This is a genomic window from Amycolatopsis sp. cmx-11-32, from assembly GCF_047608695.1.
GTDB lineage: Bacteria > Actinomycetota > Actinomycetes > Mycobacteriales > Pseudonocardiaceae > Amycolatopsis.
The window spans coordinates 571988-597901 of sequence record NZ_JADNQN010000005.1; the positions used below are offsets into that span (position 1 = coordinate 571988).

At 69.7% G+C, this 25914-nt stretch carries 23 protein-coding genes; 3 read left to right on the forward strand and 20 right to left on the reverse strand.

Features of this window, described 5'->3' with window-relative positions:
* The 19 genes from murC to ACM6LR_RS19010 form a co-directional block, all read right to left on the reverse strand.
* On the reverse strand, positions 1-1425 hold the full coding sequence (murC, locus tag ACM6LR_RS18920; protein ID WP_414937268.1) for a UDP-N-acetylmuramate--L-alanine ligase: 1425 nt from the start codon (positions 1423-1425) through the stop codon (positions 1-3).
* The gene (murG, locus tag ACM6LR_RS18925) at positions 1418-2542 is read right to left on the reverse strand and encodes an undecaprenyldiphospho-muramoylpentapeptide beta-N-acetylglucosaminyltransferase (protein WP_414937267.1); all 1125 of its coding nucleotides are present in this window, start codon (positions 2540-2542) and stop codon (positions 1418-1420) included. Before murG ends, murC begins: the two co-directional genes overlap by 8 nt.
* Positions 2539-4032: a putative lipid II flippase FtsW gene (ftsW, locus tag ACM6LR_RS18930; protein ID WP_414937266.1), complete on the reverse strand. Its 1494-nt coding sequence runs from the start codon at positions 4030-4032 to the stop codon at positions 2539-2541. The genes murG and ftsW overlap by 4 nt, the downstream gene beginning before the upstream one ends.
* Positions 4019-5428 (reverse strand): UDP-N-acetylmuramoyl-L-alanine--D-glutamate ligase, encoded by a 1410-nt coding sequence (gene murD, locus ACM6LR_RS18935; RefSeq protein ID WP_414944202.1) that lies wholly within the window; start codon positions 5426-5428, stop codon positions 4019-4021. Before murD ends, ftsW begins: the two co-directional genes overlap by 14 nt.
* A gap of 3 nt (positions 5429-5431) precedes the next feature.
* Entirely contained in the window at positions 5432-6517 is a 1086-nt protein-coding gene (mraY, locus tag ACM6LR_RS18940; protein ID WP_076154832.1) for a phospho-N-acetylmuramoyl-pentapeptide-transferase, read from the reverse strand.
* Positions 6514-8046 (reverse strand): UDP-N-acetylmuramoyl-tripeptide--D-alanyl-D-alanine ligase, encoded by a 1533-nt coding sequence (locus tag ACM6LR_RS18945; RefSeq protein ID WP_414937264.1) that lies wholly within the window; start codon positions 8044-8046, stop codon positions 6514-6516. Before ACM6LR_RS18945 ends, mraY begins: the two co-directional genes overlap by 4 nt.
* On the reverse strand, positions 8043-9548 hold the full coding sequence (locus ACM6LR_RS18950) for a UDP-N-acetylmuramoyl-L-alanyl-D-glutamate--2,6-diaminopimelate ligase (RefSeq protein WP_414937934.1): 1506 nt from the start codon (positions 9546-9548) through the stop codon (positions 8043-8045). The genes ACM6LR_RS18945 and ACM6LR_RS18950 overlap by 4 nt, the downstream gene beginning before the upstream one ends.
* A 613-nt stretch (positions 9549-10161) precedes the next feature.
* Entirely contained in the window at positions 10162-12078 is a 1917-nt protein-coding gene (locus ACM6LR_RS18955; RefSeq protein WP_414937263.1) for a peptidoglycan D,D-transpeptidase FtsI family protein, read from the reverse strand.
* Positions 12078-12782 (reverse strand): hypothetical protein, encoded by a 705-nt coding sequence (locus ACM6LR_RS18960; protein WP_414937262.1) that lies wholly within the window; start codon positions 12780-12782, stop codon positions 12078-12080. Before ACM6LR_RS18960 ends, ACM6LR_RS18955 begins: the two co-directional genes overlap by 1 nt.
* Positions 12779-13738, reverse strand: coding sequence for a 16S rRNA (cytosine(1402)-N(4))-methyltransferase RsmH (gene rsmH / locus ACM6LR_RS18965; protein ID WP_414937261.1), 960 nt, complete (start codon positions 13736-13738; stop codon positions 12779-12781). Before rsmH ends, ACM6LR_RS18960 begins: the two co-directional genes overlap by 4 nt.
* 203 nt (positions 13739-13941) lie before the next feature.
* Entirely contained in the window at positions 13942-14373 is a 432-nt protein-coding gene (gene mraZ / locus ACM6LR_RS18970; RefSeq protein WP_414937260.1) for a division/cell wall cluster transcriptional repressor MraZ, read from the reverse strand.
* Between the two features lie 427 nt (positions 14374-14800).
* The gene (locus ACM6LR_RS18975; RefSeq protein WP_414937259.1) at positions 14801-15391 is read right to left on the reverse strand and encodes a hypothetical protein; all 591 of its coding nucleotides are present in this window, start codon (positions 15389-15391) and stop codon (positions 14801-14803) included.
* Positions 15384-16520 (reverse strand): WXG100 family type VII secretion target, encoded by a 1137-nt coding sequence (locus ACM6LR_RS18980; RefSeq protein ID WP_414937258.1) that lies wholly within the window; start codon positions 16518-16520, stop codon positions 15384-15386. Before ACM6LR_RS18980 ends, ACM6LR_RS18975 begins: the two co-directional genes overlap by 8 nt.
* Positions 16517-16840, reverse strand: a complete 324-nt coding sequence (locus tag ACM6LR_RS18985) for a type VII secretion target (RefSeq protein ID WP_414937257.1) — start codon at positions 16838-16840, stop codon at positions 16517-16519. The genes ACM6LR_RS18980 and ACM6LR_RS18985 overlap by 4 nt, the downstream gene beginning before the upstream one ends.
* Positions 16837-17364: a YbaB/EbfC family nucleoid-associated protein gene (locus ACM6LR_RS18990; protein WP_414937256.1), complete on the reverse strand. Its 528-nt coding sequence runs from the start codon at positions 17362-17364 to the stop codon at positions 16837-16839. The genes ACM6LR_RS18985 and ACM6LR_RS18990 overlap by 4 nt, the downstream gene beginning before the upstream one ends.
* Positions 17365-17400: 36 nt before the next feature.
* Entirely contained in the window at positions 17401-18153 is a 753-nt protein-coding gene (locus tag ACM6LR_RS18995) for an ESX secretion-associated protein EspG (RefSeq protein WP_414937255.1), read from the reverse strand.
* Positions 18150-18728 (reverse strand): PPE domain-containing protein, encoded by a 579-nt coding sequence (locus ACM6LR_RS19000; RefSeq protein ID WP_414944203.1) that lies wholly within the window; start codon positions 18726-18728, stop codon positions 18150-18152. Before ACM6LR_RS19000 ends, ACM6LR_RS18995 begins: the two co-directional genes overlap by 4 nt.
* 12 nt (positions 18729-18740) lie before the next feature.
* Positions 18741-19331, reverse strand: coding sequence for a DUF3558 family protein (locus ACM6LR_RS19005; protein WP_414937253.1), 591 nt, complete (start codon positions 19329-19331; stop codon positions 18741-18743).
* The gene (locus ACM6LR_RS19010; protein WP_414937252.1) at positions 19291-19644 is read right to left on the reverse strand and encodes a hypothetical protein; all 354 of its coding nucleotides are present in this window, start codon (positions 19642-19644) and stop codon (positions 19291-19293) included. Before ACM6LR_RS19010 ends, ACM6LR_RS19005 begins: the two co-directional genes overlap by 41 nt.
* A 285-nt stretch (positions 19645-19929) precedes the next feature.
* Between ACM6LR_RS19010 and ACM6LR_RS19015 the strand changes: the two genes are divergently transcribed.
* The 3 genes from ACM6LR_RS19015 (at position 19930) to ACM6LR_RS19025 (ending at position 24890) form a co-directional block, all read left to right on the forward strand.
* Positions 19930-21018: an AAA family ATPase gene (locus ACM6LR_RS19015; protein WP_414937251.1), complete on the forward strand. Its 1089-nt coding sequence runs from the start codon at positions 19930-19932 to the stop codon at positions 21016-21018.
* Between the two features lie 72 nt (positions 21019-21090).
* The gene (locus ACM6LR_RS19020) at positions 21091-22365 is read left to right on the forward strand and encodes a DUF58 domain-containing protein (RefSeq protein WP_414937250.1); all 1275 of its coding nucleotides are present in this window, start codon (positions 21091-21093) and stop codon (positions 22363-22365) included.
* Entirely contained in the window at positions 22362-24890 is a 2529-nt protein-coding gene (locus tag ACM6LR_RS19025) for a transglutaminase TgpA family protein (RefSeq protein ID WP_414944204.1), read from the forward strand. The genes ACM6LR_RS19020 and ACM6LR_RS19025 overlap by 4 nt, the downstream gene beginning before the upstream one ends.
* 563 nt (positions 24891-25453) lie before the next feature.
* On the opposite strand, the gene ACM6LR_RS19030 is transcribed toward ACM6LR_RS19025, so the two are convergent.
* Positions 25454-25870, reverse strand: a complete 417-nt coding sequence (locus ACM6LR_RS19030) for a DUF3040 domain-containing protein (RefSeq protein ID WP_414937248.1) — start codon at positions 25868-25870, stop codon at positions 25454-25456.
* Positions 25871-25914: the final 44 nt, after the last annotated feature.

Consider the following 25914-nt stretch of genomic DNA (forward strand, 5'->3'; position numbering starts at 1 on the left):
CTAGCCCGCCCGCCGGTCCAGCTCGGCCAGGATCTCCGGGCCGAGCTGCGTGACGTCGCCCGCGCCCATGGTCACCAGCAGGTCGCCGGGTTTGACCAGGTCCGCCGCGAGCTTCGCCGCGACGTCGAACGCGGGCTGGTAGTGCACGGTGACGCCGGAGATCTGATCGGCGATGAGCGCGCCGCTCACGCCGGGTTCCGGTTTCTCGCGGGCACCGAAGACGTCCAGCACGACGACCTCGTCGGCCAGCGACAGCGCGGCGGCGAACTCCTTCGAGAACGTCTTGGTGCGCGAGTACAGGTGCGGCTGGAAGACCACGATGACCCGCCCCGACCCGGCAGCCGTCCGCACCGCGCGCAGCTGCGCGTCGACCTCGGTCGGGTGGTGCGCGTAGTCGTCGTACACCCGGACGTCGCCCGAGCGGCCCTTGAACTCGAACCGCCGCCGGACGCCGCCGAACGCGGCGAGCCCTTCGGCCAGTTTTTCGGCGGGCGCGCCCAGCTCGATCCCGGCCAGCAGCGCGGCGATCGCGTTCAGCGCCATATGTTCGCCCGGCACCGCGACGCGGAGGTCGATCTCCTTGCCCTGCAAAGAAATCCGCACGAAACCGCCGTCGGGGGCCGGTGCGAAGTCCAGCACCTTGGCGTCGTCCGCGCCGGTGACCGAACGCCCGTAGCGGCGGACGCGGATGCCGCGTTCCTCCGCCTGCGTGCCCAGCCTGTCGGCGCCCTCGTCGTCACCGCAGACGATGAGCAGCCCGCCCGGCTCGATCCGGCCGAGGAAGTCGGTGAACACCGAGACGTACGCCTCGGCCGTGCCGTGGTGGTCCAGGTGGTCCGGCTCGACGTTGGTGACCACGGCGACCGACGGCGAATAGGCCAGGAACGACCCGTCGCTCTCGTCGGCCTCGGCGACGAAGACGCCGCCCTCGCCGTGGTGCGCGTTCGCGCCCGACTCGTTGAGGTCACCGCCGATGGCGAACGACGGGTCGAGGTGGCAGTGCATCAGCGCGACGGTCAGCATCGACGTCGTCGACGTTTTGCCGTGTGTCCCGGCGATGCACGCGACGCGGTGGCCCTCCATCAGCCCGGCCAGCGCCTGCGCGCGGTGCAGCACGGTGATCCCGCGTTCCCGCGCGGCCGCCAGTTCCGGGTTGGTCTCCTTGATCGCGGTCGACACGATCACCGAGGACGGGCCTTCGGGGAAAGCGTCGAGGTTCTCGGCGCGCTGGCCGACGGCGATCTCGGCGCCCTGGGCACGCAGCGACAGGAAAGCGCGCGACTCCTTGGCGTCGGAACCGGAGACCTGGACCCCGCGGGCCAGCAGGATGCGGGCGATACCGCTCATCCCGGCGCCGCCGATCCCGATCAGATGGGCACGCCTGAGCGTTTCGGGCAGCTCTTGATCAAACCCAGTGTCAGGCACCGGCGGCCTCCAGCACGATCTTGGCAAGGATCTCGTCGGCCTCTCGGTGGCCGAGACCGACCGCGGCAGCACTCATCTTCGCGATCCGGCCGGGGTCGGAGACCAGCGGGATCACCAGTTCCGCAACCTTGGCGGCGGTGAGGTCGGCGTCGGCGACCATCAGCCCGGCGCCCGCGTCGACCGCGGGCCGGGCGTTGACCGCCTGTTCACCGTTGCCGTACGGCAGCGGGACGAACACCGCGGGCAGGCCGACGGCGGAGACCTCGGCGACGGTCATCGCGCCGGAGCGGCACAGCACCGCGTCGGCGGCGGCGTAGGCCAGGTCCATGCGCTCCAGGTAAGGCACCGGGACGTAGGCGGGCTTCCCTGGAAACTCCTGGACGACCAGTGTGTTCTTCGGCCCGTGGGCGTGCAGGACACCGACACCGGCGTCCGCGAACTCCTTGGCCGCGCCGGAGACCGCGCCGTTGATCGACACCGCGCCCTGCGAGCCACCGAAGACCAGCAGCGTCGGGGCGTCGGGGTCGAGCCCGAAGAATTCGCGGGCTTCGGCGCGCAGCGCGGGCCGGTCGAGCGAAGTGATGGAACGGCGCAGCGGGATGCCGACGACCTCGGCCTTCGCCAGCGGTGTCCCCGGGACGGCGACGGCGACGCGAACGGCGAACCGCGCGCCGACCTTGTTCGCCAGGCCCGGCTTCTCGTTGGCCTCGTGCACCACGATCGGCGTGCGCCCGCGCGCGGCGAGATAGGCCGGGAGCGCGACGTAACCACCGAAGCCGACGACGACGTCCGCGCCGACCCGCTCCAGGATCTCCCGGGTGCGCTTGACCGAGTCGCGGACCTTCATCGGCATTTTCAGCAGCTCAGGCGTCGGCTTGCGCGGCATCGGCACCGGCGGGATCAGCTCCAGCGGGTAGCCGCGCGCCGGGACGAGCTTGTTCTCCAGTCCGCGCTCGGTCCCGAGCGCGATCACCTTCGCGTCGGGACGCAGGCGCATCACCGCGTCGGCGAGCGCGAGTGCCGGCTCGATGTGTCCTGCGGTGCCGCCGCCGGCGACCACGACCACCGGCGCCTTGCCCGCGGCGGATCTCTCGGCTCCCTTAACGGGGTTGTTCACCTATGACCTCTCCGGTTTGCGGTACCCCTTTTCGCGGTACCGCGGTTCGCTGCCGTTCGCGCGGCCGTCCTTCTGCCGGGTTCCCGTACCGAGCGGCGCCGCTCCTGGGCGGGCGACGGCCTCGCCGTCCTCGGCGCGGGCCTCGCCGCCTTGGCGGCGACGCTCCTGGCCGCGGTGCCCTTGCGCTTGGCGGGCGGGCGGTACGGCTCGGGCGCGGGAAGCCTCAGCAGGCGTCCGAATTTACCCGGCCCCTGCGAACGCAGTGCGGCCACCGCCTCCGGTTCGTGCCGGGCGGCGTTGGCGAGGATCCCCATGATGAGCATGGTGATCACCAGCGACGTCCCGCCGTAGGAGATCAACGGCAGCGTGACCCCGGTGACCGGCAGCAGGCCGACGACGTACCCGATGTTGATACCTGCCTGCGCGACCAGGAAAACGGTCAGCGTGCCGGCGACGATCCGGATCCACGGGTCGAGGTTGCGGGTGGCGATCCGCAGGCCCACGATGGCGACCCCGGCGAACAGCCCGAGCACCACCGCGCAGCCGATGAAGCCGAGTTCCTCGCCGATCAGGGCGAAGATGAAGTCGTTCTGCACGTTCGGCAGGTAGCCCCAGTTGGATTGGCCCTGGCCGAGGCCCTTGCCGAACATCCCGCCGTCGGCGAGCGCGAGTTTCGCCTGGTTGGCCTGGAAACCGTCCGCGCTGGTGTCCGGGTCGCCGGAGACGAACGACATGACCCGCCTGAGCCGGTACGGGGCGATGATGGCCAGCACCAGCACCCCGGCGAGACCACCCGCGAGGATGACGCCGAACAGCCGTTTCGGCGCGCCCGCGAACCACAACAGGGCCAGCAGCACCACCGCGAGGGTGACCGTGCCGCCGAGGTCGGGCTGCATCATGACCAGCGCGAACATCAGCAGTGCGATCGGCACGACCGGGACGAGCAGATGCCGCCACTGGTTGATGATGTTGTACTTGATCACCAGGATGTGCGCGCCCCAGAAGGCCAGCGCGACTTTGGCGGCCTCGACCGGCTGGAACGCGAACCCGCCGAGCCTGAACCAGCCCTGCGAGCCGTTGACCGTGGACCCGAGCGGGGTCAGCACCAGTACGAGCAGCCCGAGGCAGACCACGGTCGCCGTCGCCGACAGCCGACGGACACGTTCCAGCGGGATCCGCAGCCCGACCCAGAACACCACCGCGCCGATCGCGACGAACATGATGTGCTTGCTGAACTGCGCGTACACGCCGGTGCCGGTCTTCGGGTCGTACGAGGCGACCGACGAGGCGGACAGCACCATCACGGCGCCGATCACGGTCAGCACGCCGGTGAGCGCCAGTACCAGGTGGAACGAGGCGAGCGGCCGCGAAAGCCACGCCGTCAGCGCGGTGCGGAAGGCGACGAACGGGCTTTCCTTGCGTTCGCGGCCCTCACGAGACTTGCGCTGCCGAGGGGCAGGCTCGCGCTTTTTTTCCTCAACCGCCGTCACTGGTCTCCCCCGCACCGTCGCGCAGGACACGGACCGCGCTCGCGAACGCGTCGCCGCGCTCGCCGTAGCTCGAGAACATGTCCAACGACGCCGCGGCGGGGGCCAGCAGCACCACATCTCCGGGGCGCGCCAGGGCGCGGGCCGCCTTCACCGCCGCAGTCATGAGGTCATCGTCACCCGGACGGAGGCTGTTGACCGGGACATCCGGCGCGTGTCGCGCAACAGCGGCGGCGATCACGGGCGAATCGACGCCGAACAGCACGACCCCGCGCAGCCTGCCGGCGATCGAGGCGACCAGTTCGTCCACGGAAGTGCCCTTGAGCTGGCCACCGGCGATCCAGACGACGTTCAGATGCGCGCGCAGCGAACCACTCGCCGCGTGCGGGTTGGTCGCCTTGGAGTCGTTGATGTACCGGACGCCGTCGATCTCGCCGATCTCCTCGGCCCGGTGGGGGGCAGGCCGGTACTCGCGCAGGCCCTTGGCGACGTCCTCGCCGCTGACGCCGTACGCGCGGGCCAGCGCGGCCGCGGCGAGCGCGTTGGAGACGTTGTGCGGGCCGGCGGGACGGACGTCGGCCAGCGTGCCGAGTTCGTCGGCGCTGGTCGCCGGGTCGGCGACGAAGGCGCGGTCGACCAGCAGGTCCTCCACGATCCCGAGTTCACCGGGGCGCGGGGTGTCCATGCCGAAGGCGACCCGGCGGGCGTCCGCGGGCGCGTGCTCGTCGGCGAGCCGGGCGGACCACTCCTCCTGGAGGTTGTGCACCACGTTCCGCGAACGGGCGTGGACACGTCCCTTCGCGGCGGCGTACTCCTCCATCGAGCCGTGCCAGTCGAGGTGATCCTCGGCCAGGTTCAGCACCACCGAGGCGTGCGGGGCCAGCGTGGACGACCAGTGCAGCTGGTAGCTCGACAACTCCACGGCGAGCACCTCGTGCCCGGCCCGGACCGCGTCCAGCACCGCGAAGCCGACGTTTCCGCAGGCCACGGCGTCGACTCCGGCGGCGCGCAGGATCGACTCCAGCATCCCGACCGTGGTGGTCTTGCCGTTGGTCCCGGTGATCGCGAGCCAGACCGGGGGCTTGTCACGCAGCTGCCCGACGCGCCAGGCCAACTCGACGTCGCCGATCACCTCGATCCCCGCTTCGGCCGCCGCCACCAGCAACGGCGACGACGGCCGCCAGCCGGGGCTGGTCACGACCAGCTCGACACCTTCGGGCGGCGTCGAAAGACCCGGCACCAGCTCGGCGCCGAGACCTTCAAGCTCCGCCAGCCGTTCGGCGTCGCCGTCGGTGACGGTGACGGTGATCCGCGCGCCCTGGTCCAGCAGGACGGGGATGATCGACTTGCCGGTGATCCCGGCACCGGCGACGAGGACGTGACGACCGGCGAGCTCCACCGCTTAACCCCCGAGACCGAGCTGTTCGCTGTAGAACAGGCCGAGACCGAACATGCAGCAGATGGCCGAGAGCAGCCAGAACCGGATGATGACCGTGGTCTCCGCCCAGCCCGCCAGTTCGAAGTGGTGATGGAACGGGGCCATCCGGAACAGCCGTCGCCGGGTCGTGCGGAACACCGCGATCTGCGCGACCACCGAGATCATCTCGACCATGAACAAACCGCCGATGACGATGGCGAGCAGTTCGGTGCGGGTGGTCATCGACAGACCGGCGACGAGACCACCGAGGGCCAGCGATCCGGTGTCACCCATGAAGATCTTCGCCGGGGCCGCGTTCCACCAGAGGAACCCGACACAGGCGCCGGTCGCCGCGGCGGCCACCACGGCCAGGTCCAGCGGGTCACGGACGTCGTAGCAGGCGGCCTGCGGGGTGACCGCGCATGAGAGGCGGGTCTGCCAGAAGGCGATGACGACGTAGGTCGCCAGCACCATCGCCGCGGTGCCGCCGGCGAGACCGTCGAGACCGTCGGTGAAGTTCACCGCGTTCGACCAGCCCGAGATGACGATGTAGCAGAAGATCACGAAGAACACCGACGGGAAGGTGATCAGCGCGAGGTCTCGCACGTAGGACAGGCTCTCCGACGCCGGGGTCAGCCCGCGCTCGTCGGCGAACTGCAGTGCCAGGATCGCGAAGCCGATCGTGACCACCAGCTGGCCGACCAGTTTCGCGGTCTTGTTCAGCCCGAGGTTGCGCTGTTTGCGGATCTTGATGAAGTCGTCGAGGAATCCGACGATCCCGAGACCCACCGCCAGTGCGAGGACCAGCAGCCCCGAAGCGGACGGGCCGCCGGTGCCGTTGCCGCCGCTGAGCGAACTGATCAGATGAGCCACGAAGTACCCGACGACCATCGCGACGATGATCGCGACACCACCCATCGTCGGGGTACCGCGCTTGGATTTGTGTCCCTGCGGTCCTTCCTCCCGGATCTCCTGGCCGAAGCCCTGCCGGGAGAAGACCCGGATCAGATAGGGAGTGAGGAGGATGGAGACCAGCAGGCCCGCCGCGGCCGCGATCAGGATGCTGATCACGCGTCACCACCGTTCGCGCGTTCTTGAGAGGGGGAAGGGGGTACTGCAAGGGATTCAGTGTTCGTTCCGGGGGAGGCGAGCACGGCGTCCGCCACTCGCCACAGCGCGGCGGCCTTGGACGCCTTCACCAGCACCACGTCGCCCGCGCGGAGCTGATCATGCAGCAGGGCGATGGCGGCCTCGACGTCGGGTACCAGTACCGACTCCTCGCCCCAGGAGCCCTCCTGCTGGGCGCCCTGGTGCGTGGCCGCGGCGGCCTGTCCGATGACCACGAGCTTGTCGATGTTGAGCCGGACGGCGAGCCTGCCGATGCCGTCGTGCGCCGTCACCGAGTCTTCGCCGAGGTCGCCCATCACGCCGAGCACGGCCCAGGAACGGCGCTGCGCGCTCATCGAAGCGAGTGCCTTGAGCGCGGCCCGCATCGACTCGGGGCTGGCGTTGAACGAGTCGTTGAGCACCGTGACGCCGTCGGCGCGGGTGGTGACCTCCATACGGCGATCCGAGCGCCGCTCGAGACCGGACAGGAGTGCGGCGACCTCTTCGGTCGTGGAGCCCATTTCCAGTGCCACGGCGGCGGCGCTGAGCGCGTTGCCGACATGGTGCTCGCCGTAGAGCGGCAGCTTCACCGGCGCTTCGCCGTCCGGGGTGACCAGGCGGAACGACGCGCGTGCTTCGCCGTCGAGGGTGATGTCCACTGCTCGGACCTGCGCGGACGCGCTCTCGCCGACGAAGACCACCCGCGCGGTCGTGCGGCTCGCCATGGCCGCGACCAGCGGGTCGTCGATGTTCAGGACCGCGACACCGCCGTCTTCCGCGCTCGGCAGCGCCTCGACGAGTTCGCCCTTGCCCTTGGCGATGCCGTCACGCGAGCCGAACTCGCCGACGTGCGCGGTGCCGACGTTGAGCACGACCCCGATCCGCGGCGGCGCGATGGCCGCCAGCTCGGCGATGTGGCCGGGCCCGCGGGCGGACAGCTCCAGCACCAGCTGCCGGGTCGAGGCGTCGGCCCGCAGCGCCGTCCAGGGGTGGCCCAGCTCGTTGTTGAACGACCCCGGCGGCGCGACCGTCGGGCCGAGCGGCTCCAGCAACTGGGCGATGATGTCCTTGGTGGAGGTCTTGCCCGACGAGCCGGTGACACCGACGACGGTCAGGTGGTCCCCGGACAGCTTCTCGATCACGTACCGGGCGAGTTTGGCCAGCGCGGCCAGTACCGCGGCACCGGCACCGTCCTTGTCCGAGACCAGCGCGAACGCCCGCTCGTGCGCGACACCGGCGTCCAGCGACGGCACGATCACGGCCGGGGTGTCGACCTCGCGGGCCGCGAGCACCGCGACGGCGCCGGACTCGATGGCCTTCGCGGCGAAGTCATGGCCGTCGACCTTCGCACCGGGCAAGGCGACGAACAATCCGCCGGGCGTGACCTGGCGGGTGTCGAATTCGACGCTTCCGGTGACCTCGGCGGTGCCGTCGGTCCGATGCAGCCTGCCGCCGACGATGGCGGCGATCTCGGCCAGGCTGAGCACGATCACTCTGTCTCCAGACGTCTGCGGATGGCGGAAGCCAGTTCGTCCCGGTCGGAGAACGGGTGCACGACACCCTGTACCTCCTGGCCGGTCTCGTGGCCCTTGCCCGCGATGAGCACGATGTCGCCGGGCCGGGCCAGCTCGACCGCGTGGACGATGGCCTCACGACGGTCGGCGATCTCGAGGATCTCGCCGCCCAGCGCCGGTCCGGCGTTGCGGGCACCGGCCAGCATCGCCGCCCGGATCGCGGCCGGATCCTCCGAACGCGGGTTGTCGTCGGTCACGATCAGCACCTCGCTGCGCCGGACCGCCGCCTCACCCATCACCGGGCGCTTCGCGGTGTCACGGTCGCCGCCGCAGCCGAGGACGGTGATGATCCGGCCCTCGGTGCGGGCGCGCAGCGCGTCGAGCCCCTGCGCGACCGCGGCGGGCTTGTGCGCGTAGTCGACCACAGCGGTGAATGGCTGGCCGAGGTAGACCCGCTCCATCCGGCCCGGCACCTCGACCGAGGCGAGCCCGGCGACGATGACGTCGAGCGGGACACCGGCGGTGCTGAGGATCCCGGCCGCGAGCACGGCGTTCGCCACGTTGAACTCACCCGGCAGCGGGATCTTCGCCGAAGTGGCGAGGCCGTCGGGGCCGTGGAGGGTGAACGTCTGCTCCCCCGCCGGGGTGGGCGTCAGGTCGGTCGCGCGCCACAGCGCGTCCGATCCCGGCTCGGTGGAGACGGTCACCGTGTGCGGGGTGAGGAGTGCGTGACCCCAGGCGCTGTCGACGACGACCACCTCGGCGGTGGAGCGGCCGTCGAACAGCAGCGACTTGGCGGCGAAGTACTCCTCCATGTCCTTGTGGAAGTCCAGGTGGTCCTGGGAGAGGTTGGTGAAGGCCCCGACCGCGAACCGCGTGCCGTTGACCCGGCCCAGCGACAGGGCGTGGCTGGAGACCTCCATCGGGACGTGCGTGACCCCGCGCTCCACCATCACCGCGAGGAGCGCTTGCAGATCCGGCGCCTCGGGGGTGGTGAACCCGCTGGCCAGCCGCTCGCCCGCGATCCTGGTCTCGACCGTGCCGATCAGCCCGGTGGTGAGCCCGGCCGCTTTGAGCCCGGCGTCGACCAGGTACGACGTCGTGGTCTTGCCGGACGTCCCGGTGATGCCGAGGACGGACAGCCCCAGCGAGGGCTCGCCGTAGATCCAGGCCGCGATCTCACCGAGGGCGGCCCGTGGGTCCGGGTGCACCAGGATCGGCACGCCGGCGTCGCGGAGCACCGGGCGCTCGGCTCCGGCCTCGTCGGTGAGCACGGCGGCCGCGCCGGCGGCGATGGCCTGGTCGCTGAAGTCCGCGCCGTGGGCGCGGGCACCGGGAAGCGCGGCGAAGAGGTCGCCGGGGAGGACGTGCTGCGCGCGCAGCGTGCTGCCCGTGACCGTCAGCTCGGCCGCGGCCGGGTAGTCGTCGCCACCCACCACGAGCCGCGCGCCCGCCCTGGCGAGCAGCGTGCCCAGCGGCATCGGCTCGATCCTGGCCGGACGAGGAGGCGCGGCGACGGCCTTGACCGGGCTGTCCGGAACCTGGGCAGCCGTCGCGCCGGACCTGCTTTCGACGGCGGGACCGCTGCGGGGATCTGAAGTAGGCACCGACACAGCCAAGGAGGTTACCGGCGCGGCATTCGGGTGACGGAAGCGGTGCGGGGTGTGCGCGCGGTGATCATGCCCGTGGTAATGGATTTCGCGGGCTCTCGTTGGCACGCAAGGGCTTCCGACTGTCGCTTGAGGACTTCGGCGATGAGCGGGCCGGGGGTTTCGGGCGGTGCTCGGCGCAGGGAACCGTGCACGGACAGCGACGAGTGCGTTTCGGGCGTGAGGTCGACAGTCCTCGTAGGTCCCGAGGTCCAAGGTCGCCTGACGGCTCGAAATCCACACAGTCCCTCGCGCTCACCGGCCACACGGCGACGGGAGCGGATCACCCACTACCTCGCCGCGTGAAGGACGCCTTCCCCGCATGCCATGCGCGGAAAGTCCCCTTCACCCCGCCAAAAGGCTCCCCACCCCTCGCGAGCCCCGTCCCGCGGGTGAACGTGGTCCGGTGTCGGCAGGACCTTGAGCGACCAACGTCGGCCACCGTTCAGGAGAGCACCAGCGGGACCTGAGGCGTCGGGCCGTCCGAAAGCGGGATCTGGAACCGCTGCGCCAAGTAGGCGGCCACCGAGTGGAACAGCGGCGCGGCCGAGGCCGTGTTCGCCGGCGCGTCCAGCCGGATACCGACGACGAACCGAGGGTGGTCGGCGGGCAGGATCCCGGCGAAGGTGATGTTGTACAGCGAGTTGCTGTACGTCTTCGTCTGCGGGTCGACCTGCTGGCCGGTGCCCGTCTTGCCCGAGATCTGATAGCCCTCCAGCGCCGCCTTCGGCCCGGTGCCGCTCTGTTGCCCGCGGCCGCTCTGCGTCACGGCGCGCATCATGTCGCGCACGGTCTTCGCCGCCTGCGGGCTGATCACCTGCACGGTCTTCGGCGCCGATTCGGGGACGACGGTCCCGTCCGGGTTGACCTTCGCCTTGACCACCCGGGGTTCCACGCGCAGCCCGTCGTTCGCGATGGCCTGGTACATCCCGGCCATCTGCACGACGGTCATCGAAAGCCCCTGCCCGATCGGCAGGTTTCCGAAAGTCGTGGCGTACCACTGGTTGCGCGGCGGCACGACGCCCGGGCTCTCACCGGGCAGGCCGAGACCGGTGCGCTGGCCGAGACCGAACTTCTTGAGGAGTTCCGCGTAGCGGTCCTCGCCGATCTTCTGCGCCAGCAACAGAGTCCCGACGTTCGACGACTTCGCGAAGATCCCGGTGGTGGTGAACTGCTGCGCCCCGTGGTGCCAGGCGTCCTTGACGATCTTGTCCGCGACCTGGAGCGAACCCGGCACGGACATCGACGCCTCGGGCGTGGTGATGCCCTGGTCGATCGCGCCGGCGGCGGTGACGATCTTGTTCACCGAACCGGGTTCGAACGGCGTCGTCACCGCGCGGTTGTTCAGGTTCTCCGTCTCGCTGCGCGAAGCCGGGTCGTTGAGGTTGACCGTCTTGTCGTTGGCCAGCGCGTAGACCTCGCCGGTCTTCGAGTCCATGATGACCGCCTGGCCGCCCTTGGCCTGCGATTTGGTGACGTACTCGCTCAACTGCCGTTGCAGTTCGTACTGCAGGTCGGTGTCGATCGTCAGCTGCAGGTCCGAACCGGGGACGGCGTTCTGGATGTCCCGTTCCGTACCGGGGATGACGAGGTTGTCGTTGCCGTTCCGGGTGTTGACGATCTTGCGGCCGGGCGTTCCGGCGAGGTCGTTGTCCCGCGAAGCCTCGAGGCCATAGCCGCCGTGCAGGTTGTGCTTGGAGGTGTCCTTGTCGTCGGTACGCCAGTTCGCGTAGCCGATGATGTTCGCGCCCACCGAGTCACCGGGGTATTCCCGCTTCGAGCGCTTTTCGACGCTGATCCACGGGAATTCCTTGACGATCGCCTCGGCGACCGATGGTTCGATGTCATGGACCAGGTAGGTGAACCCGTCCGGCTTGTGGAACTTGTCCAGCAGTTCCTGCTCGGTGATCACCCCCGGAAGCTTGGCCGCGATCAGCTTCGCGGCGGCAGCCACCTCGGTCTCGAAGGTCTTGCCCTTGGTCGGGTTCTTCGCGGCGAAGTCGTCCTTGGTCTTGCGGAGCCAGTTCAGGCTCACCGCGAGGGTCCGCACCTCGATGCTGAACGCGATCTTCGTCCCGTTGCGGTCCATGATGGACCCGCGCTGCGCGGGACTTTCGATCACCGACGCCCGCTGCCGTTCCGCGGCTTCGGACAGCGCACCGGCCTCGAACCACTGCACCTGCACCAGTTTGAGGCCGGCGAGCACCATCACGATGATCAGCAGGATCCGGACGCCGGTGAACCGGCTCGGATGCCCCCCGTTGCCCTGCCTGGCGGTGGCGCGGCGGGTCCCGGCGGCGTAGGTCCGCCGCGCGCTCCCCGCCGACCGAGCCCGGTTCTGTGCCGGACGGCCGGGTGACATCACTGGCCTCCCTGCGCCGGGGGTACCACGTCCTCCTGCGGGATCGCGGGCTGGTCGCCCTCGATCAACCCGCCCTGCGTACCCGCGGCGGGCGGCGGCACCACCGTCGAGGTGGGGGGTGTGCCTGCTTCGGCCTTCTTCGGTTCACCGACCACAGTGGACTGTCCGTCCGGGCCGACCACGATGTGCGCCGGGTCGCCACCGGGCACCATGCCCTGTTCCCTGGCCTTGGGCGCCAGAGAGGCGGGCGATTCGGCCTTCGCGACCTCGCGTTGCAGCCGTTCCTTCGCCTCGGCGAGCCCGGCGTTGGTCGTGCGGAGCTGTTCGAGCCGGTACGAGTCGGCGATGGCCTGCGTGGTCAGCCACAGTGTGCAGGCCACACCGACGGCCAGCATGCCCATCATCATCAGCACGAACGACGCACGCGAGCGCGGCCAGCGCAGCTTGAGCTGCTTCCTCGGTTCTTCCTTGCCCGCACCACCTTCGGCGTCGGGACGGTTGCGTCGCTGGTCGCGCTGCAGCAGGTCGGCGCGCTGGGCGCGACGGGCGTAGGCACGTTCGGCCGCCGACGTCCGGCCTCGGGAGGCGCGGGTGGACGTCTTGGTCTCGGCGGTGTCCGGCGTCTCCTCGACCGTGCTGGTCGCGCGGGCACGCCGTCCGGGCGCCGGTGTCCGGCGGCCGCGGGACTTCGCGGGAGCGGTCATCGTGCTCGGTCTCCGATCCGTTCGGCGGCTCGCAGCCGCACGGAGGCGGCCCGTGTGTTCTGTTCGGTCTCCGCCTCGCCGGCTTTCTCGGCCCCTCTGGTGAGCAGTTTCAGTTCCGGGCCGTGGCCCGGCAGTTCCACCGGAAGCCCTTCCGGTGTCCGCGATTTCGCCAGTTCCGCGAAGGCCTGCTTGACCAGCCTGTCCTCGAGGGACTGGTAGGCCTCCACGACGATGCGGCCGCCGACGGCGAGCGAGGACAGCGCCCGCGGCATCGCCCGCCGCAGCACCTCCAGTTCGCCGTTGACCTCGATCCGCAACGCCTGGAAGGTGCGCTTCGCCGGATGCCCGCCGGTGCGCCTGCTCGCCGCGGGGACCGCGTCGTACAGCAGTTCCACCAGCCGCCCGCTGCGCGTGAAGGGTTCCTTCTCTCGTTCCGCCACAACGGCTTTGACGATCCGTTTGGCGAATCGTTCCTCGCCGTAGTCGCGCAGGATCCGGATCAGCTCGCCCGGCGTGTAGGTGTTGAGCACGTCGGCCGCGGTGATCCCGGTGGTCGGGTCCATCCGCATGTCGAGCGGAGAGTCCTTCGAGTAGGCGAAACCGCGCTCGGCGCGGTCCAGCTGCATGGAGGAGACACCGAGGTCGAACAGGATCCCGTCCACTCTGGACAGTCCGAGACCTTGCAGCGCGGACGGCATCTCGTCGTAGACGGCGTGCACGAAGTCGACGCGATCACCATGCGGCGCAAGCCGTTTCGCGGAGAGTTCCAACGCGTGGGGGTCACGGTCGAGTGCGACGAGGCGCAGCGCGGGAAACGCGGTGAGCAGCGCGTCCGAGTGACCGCCGAGTCCGACGGTCGCGTCGACCAGCACGGCCTCGCGGTCGGAGAAGACCGGCTTGAACAATTCCAAGATGCGGTCGAGCAGCACCGGAACGTGCTCGTGTTCGCCTGCCATGTCTTCCCCCTTTCCTGTAGTGCCGGGGAAGATGCCGGATGCCGTCAGGTCCCTGTCCGCCCGCCTACTGACCTGGTACCGGGGAAGGTGTACCAGGGCCACTGAGCGGACAGAGGCCTCACGGCATCCGAGTGGACGGTTTCCGGCGTGTCCGAAGCGTGAACCCGCGCCCCCCGACGGGGTGGGTGCTTCCTCGGTCACGTCTAGAAGACGCCCGGCAGAACTTCCTCTCGAGCCTTCGCGTAGCTGTCCTCGTGTTCGTCCAGGTAGCCCTGCCACGCTCGGGCATCCCAGATCTCCAGCCTGGTGATCGCCCCGATCACCACGCACTCCTTGTTCAGCCCGGCGTAGCGTCGGAGCTCGGGCGCGATCGCGACGCGTCCTTGCCCGTCCGGGCGTTGTTCGTCTGTCCCGGCGAAGAGATAACGCTGGTAGGCCCGGACCGCCTCGTTCGTGAACGGGGCGTCGGCGACCTTCCTCGCCATCTGCTCGAACTCGGCCCGGGGAAAGACGAAGAGACAGTGATCCTGCCCCTTGGTGACCATCAGCCCACCGGCGAGCGCGTCGCGGAATTTCGCGGGCAGCGTGAGCCGCCCTTTGTCGTCCAGTTTCGGGGTGTGGGTGCCGAGGAACATCGGCTCCACCTCCCTACCGACTTCGGCTGTGAACAACCAAGGCCGGTCACGGGGCTCCCTACTGCCCCACTGCGCACCACCGTACCCCACTTTTCACCACAGTCAACGCGACAAAAGCCGCGACCACTCCGTCGTGTCAGGCGTTTTCGCTGGTCAGCCAGGTGGCTCCAGGTGGGGGCGTGGTGGGGGACGGTGGCCAAGATCCCCCTGGGCGGGTATCGAAGCAACCTCATCTATGCCTGATGCGTCCGGATATCGGCAGCCGGAACCTCGCTGTGGGGCGGAGTGGGGGCAAAGTGGGGAATCCGGTGTGGAGTGGTGGGGAGCGTTGGGGACACAGTGGAGCGTGACCGTTGGGGCACGGCCCGTGAGTCTTGACGTCGTCGGTTCATCCCAGGTATGCCGCCGTCCTAACCGGACTCTCCACTCAGCGGCGGCGCTTGCGCCGGCGTCCGTTCATCCCGGGCGTGGTGCGACGGCTGATGCCGCGCCAGTCCTTGGGCTTCTCCCTCGGCTCGGGTAGAAGTCGACCGATGCCCTTGCCCACAAACCACCCGGCGACATAACCGGGAATCAGGCTCACGAACATGAAGAACATCAACCATCCGAAGGAGAACGGCGGCCGCGGACGGTCGACGGGAAGTGTGCTGTAGTGCAGCGCCCCGTATCGACCGAGACTCTCGTAGGACACAACCTTGACCTCCCCCGAGAGCTCCGAAGCCGAAGCGACGATCGTGAAAGTCGCCAGCGGCTTGCCCCGTGCTTCCCGATCCCACCGCACTTCCGCGTCACAGGCGTGGATCAGCCAAGCTCTTGTCGCGAGCCGATGACACTCCTGGATGTGGGCGACGCCGAACCGCTCCACCTTTTCCGCGCTGCGGACACCGAGGGAGACGCCGAGTGAGGCCATGAACCAGACTGCCAGTACCGCAACGACGATCCCAGAGAGCATCCTCAGGCCCGGCCGGCCGTGACGCTTCGAGGTCTGGCGGTCGTCCTGTCCGGCCTGATCAGTCATCGTCTTCGAGCGAGCCGCTGATCCGGCCGGTCTTGGGAGGCGTGACTTGGCCTTTGCCGGGCGATCCCCCGTCGTACTGGTCGCGGTTCTCGGCGGCCGCCTTTCCGGCTTCCTTCCCGATCTTCACACCCGTGTTGTCGGCGACCTTGCCCCAGGTGGTGTTCTCCATCCGCTCCGCGCCGCCACGAGCGTGCTTGAGCAGACGCTCGGCGCCCGTCGTGTCCGAATCGAGAGCCGTCTTGGCCAGCTTTAGGTTGTCGGCTTTGAAAGCGTCCAGCGTGTTGTCACTGGCTTTGATCGCCTTGTTCGCCTCGCGCCCCAGTTCGGAAGACTTTCGCCCCAGCGCCTGTGCCGCCTCCCGGGCCCGGCCGCTTGATCCTTCGAACCGTTTCACGAACCTCTGGATCGCGCTCAGGAGCTTGCCGAGCTTCTTCTGGATCTTCGCCATGACCTTGACCGCGTCGGCGAAGACGCTCGCGGTGAACGCGGCGACCGAACCACCGAGGGTGAACCACGACGAGGCGAGAGCCAGCAGCGCACGGGTGATCACGTCGCTGATGAAGCCGGCGATGATGTCGAAGATCAGTGCTCGCGCGGTCGCCACCACCATGCCGCCGGTGGTGATCCACTGCGCCGATTCCTTCGCCTCCGCGGCGACGTCACGCAGAGACTGCGTGTACTGCAGCGCGACGCGGCGGTAAGCGATGGCCGCGTCACCGTCCCATCCGGATGTCGCGCTCAGGGAACCGTCGTAGTCGCCGGCAACGGCTTCGAGTTCTCCGGCGATGTTGTTCCAGGTCTGCGCCGCCTGCTGGACCAGATCGGGGTCACCGGTGAGCAGTTCCAGCGGCTCACGGATGAAGTCGAGGTTCTCCATCAACCAGCCGACGCCTGCCTTCACCAGCTCACCGAGCGGATTGAGGACCATCGACAGCAGGTCCAGTCCGACCGAGACCCCGTCCATGGCGAGCGCGAACGCGTCGATGTCCTCGTCGGGTTTTCCTTTCATAGTGCCGATCAAGCCCTCGAAGCTGTCGGCGAGACCGGCTCCCTTGAAGTTCTTCTTCTCGTCCTCTTGCTGCGCGACCAGGTTCGGCTCGCTCAGTCGCGCGATCGGTTCTTCGCTCACAGCTTCTTCCCCAGGTCCCGGCCGAGCTGCGCCGCGTCGTCGTCGATCTTCGTGTAGTCCGTCGCCGCCTTCCTCAAGGCGTCGGACAACGCGTCGCCGAGGTTCGCCGCGCTGGTCATCAGCTCGTCGTTGTCGCCCTGGGCGATTCGCAGAACTCCGCCGACCGGTACCGCGCACAGCAGGCCGTATCCCTCGAAACCGCCCAACCCGACCTGGTTCGCCGCCGAAGCCGCGTGCCGGATGCGTTCGGCGAGGTCGGAGACCTGGCCCGCGTGCGCCTTCAGGCGTTCCGGCGAAACGCCGTAGCCCGGCCCGCTCATGAGCGGCCGGTCCAGTCGACGTGCTGGAAGTCTTCACCGTCGTCCTCGTCGGAGGCTGGACGAGTGGGCCGCGATCGAGGTGGCTCAGGATCGGGATCCGCCTCCGTGACGCCGAAACGCGCCGAATCGTCCGGTTCGGGAGCGGCGGGCGGGTCTTCCCGCGGCGGCAGGGTGCTCTTGATGAAATCGACAGCGTCGGAGTCTTCGCCGGTCAGCCCGGCCATGATCTCCAGTGTCCGGTCCGCGGCCCTCGTCGTCGCCTTGCGGTAGGTGCTCATGATCAGCGACGCGAGCTGGGCGGGCGGCCGTTCCTGCGCCTGCGGGGACAGCGCGAGTGACATCAGGCCACCACCGGGGTTGACCGTCACGGTGACCAGCCGATCCGGGCTGCTCAGGGTGACGACGTTGTTCTCCAGGTCGGCTTTCGCCTGTTCCGCCTTGGCGAGCAAGGCGGCGCTGCGCTGTTCCTGTTCGCGCATCCACTCCTGCGGATCACGCACGTGGCCACCGAATGGCACGCTCATTCCGAAACCCCCCTCGGGTCGCCTACTTGTCACAACCTAGCGGTCTGGATCAAGGAGCCCGGCCAGCCGCGCGGCCAGCCGGGGACCGTCCACCGGCGACACGTTCACCCACGCCTGCCCGCCGCGGCCCTCGGTCCGCGCCGCGCAGTACGCGCCGACGTCGGTGTCGAACCAGGTCAGCCCACCGGCCCGGTGGGCCCGGCCGTCGCGGTCGCGGGTCCGCACGGTGAACTGGCCGGCGCTGTAGACCGGCCGCGCCTGGATCGCGAGCACTTCGCGCAGCTGATTGTCCGAAGCCGACGATCGTCCGCCGCCGCCGAACACCGGATCCTCCAGGTCACCGCCGAAGCGCGCCGCGGGCAGGCTGATCCCGTAGCCGGGGCCGGGCCGCAGCGCCGGCAGGACGTCGACGATCGCGGCGAACACCTCGCCGTCGCCGATCCCGGAAAGCGCGATGGTCTGCTCGGGCTGGGTGGCCAGCACGCCGTGCCGCCCGCGCGCGGCCGCGACAGCGCGGAACGGCGCTTCGGCCGTCATGTCGGCCAGCGCCTCGCATTCGACGTAGACCTCGGCGCGCGCGAGCAGGTCGAGCCGCGCTTCGAGGGCGGCATCGAGCCGGTCCCCGTCATAAAGGCCTCGTTCGGCGAGGTTTTCGTAGACCGCGCCGCGGATCTCGGCACGTTCCGCTTCGGTGCCGCCGACGCTGCGGACGGACAGCGGCCATGGCGGCGCCGCGTGGCCAAGGTCGGACCAGAGGACGTCGAACGCCGACGCGGAAACGCGGATCAAGACCGCCCCAGCTCGGGCGGCTTCCCGAAGGAGACCTGCGGGGTCAGCGAACGCAGCGAGACGTCGCGGGTGTTCATCACGTCGACGGCCTTGCGCCTGGCCTCCTCGGCCTCCGCGCGACGGGCCTCCATCTCGTCGGCGAGCGCCGCGAGGGCCAGCAGGTTCCCGCCCGCCGCGGCGCCTCGGATCATCGCGCCCGGATCGAAGCCCACGGGCGGTGGCATGTCCGCCCTGGCCCGCGCGGCCGCCTCGGCCTGCCCGGAGACCGCCTGTCCGAGCGCGGACGAGAGGTCGGCGGACCAGGTCAGCCAGCCCGACGCCGTGGCCAGCACGCCGCGGAGCGCGTCGCCCGCTTCCCCGCGCCAGTTCTCTTCGCTGCTGCCGACGAGTCCGGCCACCTCGGACGTCGCGTCGTGCATGCGCCGCGCGAGCGCGTCCCAGGCGGCACCGATGCCACCCGCCGCTTCGGGGTCATTGCCCGCTTCGACCTCGGCGGCCAGGGCCTCGTGGCTGTAGGCCTCGTACCGCGTGGCCGCGACCGGGACCTCACGCCCCGGCGTCTCTCCTTCAGGCACGGCACCGTCTCCTCAGGGCAGTTTGGGTTCGGCCAATCCCGCCACCGTCACCGCGCGCTCGCAGGCGAGCGTGGTGTCGGTGAAGTTCGTGTTGCTCACGTCGATCTGGACGCTCGCCTTCTCCCCCATGCCGAGCAGGACCGCGCACGTCCCGTCGGCGGCCTTCTTGTCGGCGACCTTGAGCGCCTGCCGGTCGCCGACCTTGATCCTGGTCGCGGTCTTGCGCGCGATCTCGAGGTCGGCCAGCCCGTTCTTCTCGTCCACGGTGACGGTGACGCCGAAGGTCGCGGGCACCGTCCAGTCGCAGGCGCGGGCGCCGTTGATCTCCTTCGGGACGCCGAGCACGTTCACTCCGGCGCTCGACCGGTCCTGCGGTGACAGCAGCGCGCAGGGATCCACTCCGCCACTCGACGCCGGCGCGGAGGACGCGGGAGGCGGGGTGGCACCGTCGCCGGCGGCCGGAATCCGTGCCTGACCTGCGGCCCCATGCCCACAGCCGGACACTGTGAGGACGACGAGCGCACCGAGGACGCCGATACCGGGGAGGCGGGGGCTCAGGGGTTCAGCCGCCGACACAGTCCACACCCGCCGCCGCTTGTTCATCCTGACGGGTGTACTTGGCCAACGCTTTCTCGATCCGGTTCTTGAGCGCGTCGAGTTCCTTGCCGAACGCGGTGAGAGCCTCGACCGCAGAGCCTTCGGCGCCGATCCCGTACTGCGCCATGAACCGGCCGACCTCGTCCGCGTATCCCCCGCCGAGGGGAACCGTGCGGCCGAGCACCTTGGCCTCGCGGACCATCTGGCCGACCACGTCCTGCAGGGCGGAGATCTTCACGTGGGCGTCGGCGGCCAGCTCCGGGGCGACCGCGAACCCACTCAGATCGAACCTGGGGCGGGCGGTTCTCACCTCGCTCATATGCGATTACGCCTCTCCGTAGTCGAGCGACCTCGCACCGGAGCATACGACAAAACCCCGTGTCAGCGGGAGCACCCGAAAACCCGTTCACCTCACCCGACCGAGGTAAGGTCTCTGGTTGCACAGAGTCATCGACTGGGGTTGACGGGGTTCCCCCCAAGAGTTCGCCCGAGTTTGACACACTTCGTGGGAGGCTGACCGCTGCTCGGGGGACAACCCGAGTGAAGAAAAGCTGACCTTCAGCAGATCCAGCGGACGACCAGCCACGTGGCATCAGGAGGTCGAGTGACGTCGAGAATCCAGTCTGCGACGCCCGGCGAACACCAGGGCGAGCAGGCATCCGGGCAAGCGCCGTACCCCACGGCAGCGGGCTCGGTCAGCGGCCGGCAGAACGGCCGTGACGGCAGAGCGTCGCTCGACGAACTGCACGAGACGGCGCGGCGGATCGCCGCCAACGTGGAGCGGGTACTGGTCGGCAAACCCGACGTCATCCGCATCGCGCTCGTGACTCTGCTCGCCGAAGGCCACCTCCTCGTCGAGGACGTCCCCGGGGTCGGGAAGACCTCGCTGGCGAAGGCGCTGGCCCGCTCGATCGACTGCACCGTGAGCCGGATCCAGTTCACCCCCGACCTGCTGCCCAGCGACGTCACCGGGGTGTCCATCTACAACCGGCAGACCGGCGGGTTCGAGTTCCGGCCCGGCCCGGTGTTCGCGAACATCGTGGTCGGCGACGAGATCAACCGCGCCTCGCCGAAGACGCAGTCGGCGCTGCTCGAATGCATGGAAGAGCACCAGGTCACCGTCGACACCTCGACGTACCACCTCGAAGAGCCGTTCATGGTGATCGCCACCCAGAACCCGATCGAGATGGAGGGCACCTACGCGCTGCCCGAGGCCCAGCGGGACCGGTTCACCGCGCGGGTGTCCATCGGCTACCCCGACCAGCAGGCCGAACTGGCCATGGTCGACGAGCACGCCGGGCACAACCCGCTGGCCGATCTCGAGCCCGTCTCCGACCGCGAGTCGGTGCAGCGGCTGATCGAGACGGTCCGGTCGGTGCACATGTCGCCGGAGGTCAGCCGGTACGCCGTCGAACTGGTGTCCGCGACCCGGCAGGTGCCGGAGATCCGTCTCGGTGCCTCGCCGCGGGCGACCCTGCAACTGGTCCGCTCCGCCCGTGCGCAGGCCGCGCTTTCGGGCCGCGAATTCGTCGTCCCGGACGACCTGCACACGGTCGCCGTCCCGGTGCTGGCGCATCGTATGGTGCTCACCACCGAGGCACACGCCGCCCGCCGTTCGGCCACCGACGTGGTCCGCGCGATCCTGCACCGCGTCCCCGTTCCGCAGGGCTCTTCGGGCACGAACCACCGCTGAGCAGAAAGTCCATCCATGCCCCCGCCCCCGCCCTCAGCGGACGAGCTTCGCTCGGCTGATTGGACCTAGCGCATGTTGCGTGCTCTGTCCGGCCTGACCACACGCGGCCGCTGTCTCCTCGCCGCCGGCGTCGCCGCGGCGGTGTGCTCGTTCGTGCTCAACGAACGGGACCTGCTGCGGGTCGCGGTGTTCGTCGTCGCCCTGCCGTTGCTGGTCGCCTTCTTCATCTCGGCGACCCGGCTGCGGCTGGGCGCGGCTCGCACGCTGCGCCCGGACCGGGTCTCGGTCGGCTCGCCGGGCGAGGTCCAGCTCGAACTCTGGCGCAACGGCAGGCTTCCCGCCGGTGAGGTGCTGCTCGAAGACGGCGTGCCGTACGCGCTGGGTTCACGGCCGCGCTTCGTCGTCGAGCGGCTGCCCCACGACCGGAAGGTCGCGCTGCGGTACCCCTTGCAGCCGGTACTGCGCGGGATCCAGCAGGTCGGCCCGCTGCGGGCGACGATCACCGACCCGTTCGGGCTGTGCGAGTTCGAACGCGAGCTGATCGGGCATTCGCGGCTGGTCGTCGTGCCGAAGGTGGTCGGCCTGTGGGGTCTGCCCAGCGGTGCCGGGATCGGCGCCGGTGACGACGGCAGCATCCGCCTGCACGCCGGGCAGGGTGAGGCGGACGTGATCGTCCGGCAGTACCGCCAGGGCGACGACCTCCGGAAGGTCCACTGGCGTTCGACCGCCCGCCGCGACGAGATCATGGTCCGCGTCGAGGAACGGCCGTGGCGTGGCGGCACGACGGTCCTGCTGGACCACCGCGCGGCCGCGCATCACGGCACCGGTCCCGCCGCGAGCCTGGAATGGGCCGTCTCGTTCGCCGCTTCGGTGGGGTTGCACCTGCGCCGTTCCGGTCACCGCGTCCGGCTGATCACCGAACACGGCCAGACCCTCGCCGACACCCCCGGTGAGGGTGGCGAGCACTACGACAACATCGTGCTCGACGTCCTCGCCGCGCTCCAGCCCGCGCACCAGCGCGACATCACCCTCGGCCACGATCCCGCCGAAGGACAGGAACTCATCGCCGTGCTCGGCACTGTCAGCAACGAATCGGTGCACGAGCTGTCCCGGTACCGCCCGCGCGGGATCCGGAGCCTCGCGGTGCTGCTCGACACCCCAGGCTGGTCCTCGGGCGTCAACCGGCCCGAAACCCGGGCCGCCGCCAGCGAAGAATCGGTGGCGCTGCTGCGCGCCGCGGGCTGGGGAGTCGTGATCGCGGGACCCGGATCGCCCATGCAGCAGGTCTGGGCCGAGCTGTGCCGGACAGCCACCCGCCGGGGCACGCTGATCGGAGGCGGCCTGTGACCGCGACAGCGCCACCCCTCCCGCACACCCCCAAACCGCGTCCCGAGGCGCCACCACCGGTCTGGACGAGCAGTGTGCTCGCGCCGGTCGCCGCCGGGCTCGCCACACTGTTCGCCTCGACCTCGCTGACCGGCGTCGTCTCCGGCTGGGCGTGGTTCGGCTACCTGCTGGTCGCCGTCGTGCTGATCGCCTCCACCGGGCTCGCCCTGCGCTCGCTGCGCGCGCCGACCATCGTCGTCGGCCTGGCTCAGCTGCTGGTGCTGTTGTTCCTGATCACCGGGGCGTTCACCACCAGCGGGATCCTGAAGATCATCCCCGGCCCGGACGCGCTCGGAGAACTGCGCGGCGTGCTCGCCGCGGCGGCCGAGCAGATCCGCGTCGGGCTGCCGCCCATCGAGGGCACGCCGCCGATCCTCTGCCTGGTGACCATCGCGATCGGCCTGGTCGCGGTGCTGGTCGACACCCTGGCCGTGGCCGCCGCCGCGCCCGCCGCCACCGGCCTGGTGCTGCTGTGCGTGTACGCCGTGCCCGCCGCGCTGGCCGAGGACATGCTGCCGTGGTGGACCTTCCTGCTCGGCGCGGGCGCGTTCGCCGCACTGCTCGCCGTCGACGGCAACCACCGGCATCGCCGCTGGCGCAACCGGGAAGCGCCCGGACTGGGCAACTCGGCGAGCACGCTGTCCGCTCCCGTCGGCGTGGTGAGTGCCGCGATCGCGCTGGGCCTGGTCATCGGCACGGCCGCCACCGGCGTCGGCACGGTCGGCAGTCTCCCCGGCGGAACCGGGTCGGGCCGGGGTGGCGCGGGCGGGTTCGGCGTCGAGCCGTTCACGCAGCTGCGAGGCCTGCTCGACCAGGGCGAGAACGTGGAACTGTTCAAGGTCTACGGGATGGGCGCGGACAAACGACTGCTGCGCGCGTTCACCCTCGACACGTTCACCCCGAACAAGGGCTGGGGACTGGCGCAGAACGGCCGCGCCCAGCAAGGTGTGCAGGCCAACCAGCCGCTCCCGCTCGTCAAGGGTGACGACGGCGAGGGCGCCGGACGCGAGATCCGGATCGAACCGACGAACTGGGTCGACAACTGGCTGCCGATCTACGGTGTGCCGCGGACGCTCGCCGGGCTGGCCGACAACTGGCTGTACGACCCGGTCGGCGGTGCCGTGTTCACCACGACCAAGCAGAACGCGCCCGCCTACACCGAGACCGCGGCGATCAAAGAACCGTCGAAGGAACAACTCCGCCTCGACGACGCTCGCCTTGCCGAAGTGCCGCTGCAGTTCACCCAGGTCGACAGCGTCGACCCCAGGGTGGTCGCGAAGGCCAAGCAGCTGACGGAGAACGAGTCCAACAACTTCGACAAGGCCCAAGCGCTCTGGTCGTTCTTCACCGCGCAGAACGGCTTCGTCTACGACACCAAGACCGCCGACGCCACCGATTCCGACGCGCTCGCCGACTTCATCCTCAACGGCAAACGCGGGTTCTGTGAGCAGTTCGCGTCCGCGATGGCCGTGATGCTGCGAGCGGTCGGCATCCCGTCGCGGGTCGCCATCGGCTTCACCTCCGGCACACCGAAGGGCGATCACCTCTCGATCAGCTCCGAGGACGCGCACGCGTGGGTCGAGGTGTACTTCCAGACGAAGGGCTGGGTCAGCTTCGACCCGACCCCGCTGGTCGACGGCCGCGCGGTCGTCCCGCCGTACCTGCAGACCGACACCAGCGCCTCGAAGACCAACGACACCCAGGAAGTGCCGACCGGGCCGGCGTCGAGCGCCCCCGCGACCGGCACGCCGCGTGACCCGGGCGCGGACCCCGGCGCGGACGGCTCCGGGGACCAGCAGGAGGAGGAGCCGCTGTGGCCCGCCATCCTCGCCGGGCTTCTCGGCGGACTGGCGGCCGCGGTGAGCGTGATCGTGATCGTGCGCACCCGCTTGAGATACCGGGCGCTCCTGCGCTCGTCGCCCGCCCCGTCCCGATCCCCGGACTCGCCCGTTCCCGTCCGTAAGGAGGGCGGGTTCCTGGACAACCCGAACGTGACGAACTGGCTCCCGCTGATCGCCATCGGACTGTGGGTGGGGGCGTTCGCGTTCCTCGCGGCGTGGGTGTCGTGGTGGTTCGCGCTGGTCCTGGTGGTCGTGCTCGGCGGGCTGGGTACACCGACGGCGATCCGCGAGATCAAACGACGGCTCCGGCTGCAGAAGATCGCGTCCCACTCCCCCACCGCGGCCGACGCGGCGTGGCGCGAACTGATGGACGAGTGCGCGGACCGCGGCCTGCCGCTCTCCGACGGTGACACGGTGCGCGTCGCGGGCCGGAAGGTCGTCGAGAAGCACCGTCTGGACGAAGAAGGTCGCTCCGGCCTGCGGACGGTCATCGGCGTCGTGGAGAAGTCCTGGTACTCGGACGAGCCGCCGGACGACCAGGCGCTGGGCCCGGCCTTCGACGAAGTTCGCAAGAGCCTGAAGCGGAACGCGCCCATGTCGTGGAAGGGCCGCCTGTTCCCGCGGTCGCTTCGGCGAGGGAAGTAGACGACGTGCTTTGCGTAAAGGGCCGTTCGAGTACATGAAGGCCCCTTCCTTGCGCTAGCGCAAGCGTCCCGGCGAAGTCGCGGAGCTGGTCAAGCGGGTGGTGAGTGGGCGATTGGAGTTCTCCCCGACCTGTATCTACCTACCCGCCGAAACGGTGTCATCCTCCCCACTCGACCGAGTTGACCATGATCAACGGAGGATCGGGGACGTGGAGTGTCCCCCATCCTCCGTCAATCAAGACCCGAGGCCCCGCGCCGTCGGGCTGATTCACGTGGGCAAGCAACTACCGATCCGCCCCCACCCGACTTACCCACCCCCGGCCGAAACGTGACTCAGACGTCAAGCGCGGCCGCCCCCCGGTGTCGCGAAAGCCACTCTCGCGACACCAGAGGTCCCGAAAGTGGCTTTCGCGACACCGAACGGCAATTGCGCGACTTTGCCGGAGCCCTGTACCTAGGGCGCAAGGAAGGGGGCCTCATGTACCCGAGGGCGACTGAACGCGCATGACAACGCGAACAGGCCGACAAGGCAATGCCTTGTCGGCCTGTTCGCGTGTGTGAGAGCTACTGCTCCTCGAAGCGCTGGCGGAAGCGCTCTTCCATGCGCTGGGTGAAGGAACTCCGGCGTGGGGACGACTTGCCGCCGCCACCTCCGCCCGATCCCTGGCCACCGCCGTCCTTGCCGTCTTCCGCCTCGGCTCCATGCCGAATCGACGTGACGGCCATCATGACTCCGAAGAACATCACGAGGAACCCGAGCACGCTGATCACCGGGATGTCGGCGACCCGGATGTTGACCACCACGCCAAACACCAACAGCGTGACGCCGACCACGAACAGGGCGATGCCCTGCAAACGCCGTCGGCGGGCAGGGCGGCGCAACCGGGTGCCTCGCACCGTGGATGCGAACTTGGGGTCCTCGGCATAGAGCTCGCGCTCGATCTGATCGAGCAGCCGCTGCTCATGCTCGGAGAGTGGCATCTTTCCTCCTCCGGCACAGCTGTCGCGGGCGCCGGGCCGCGCAA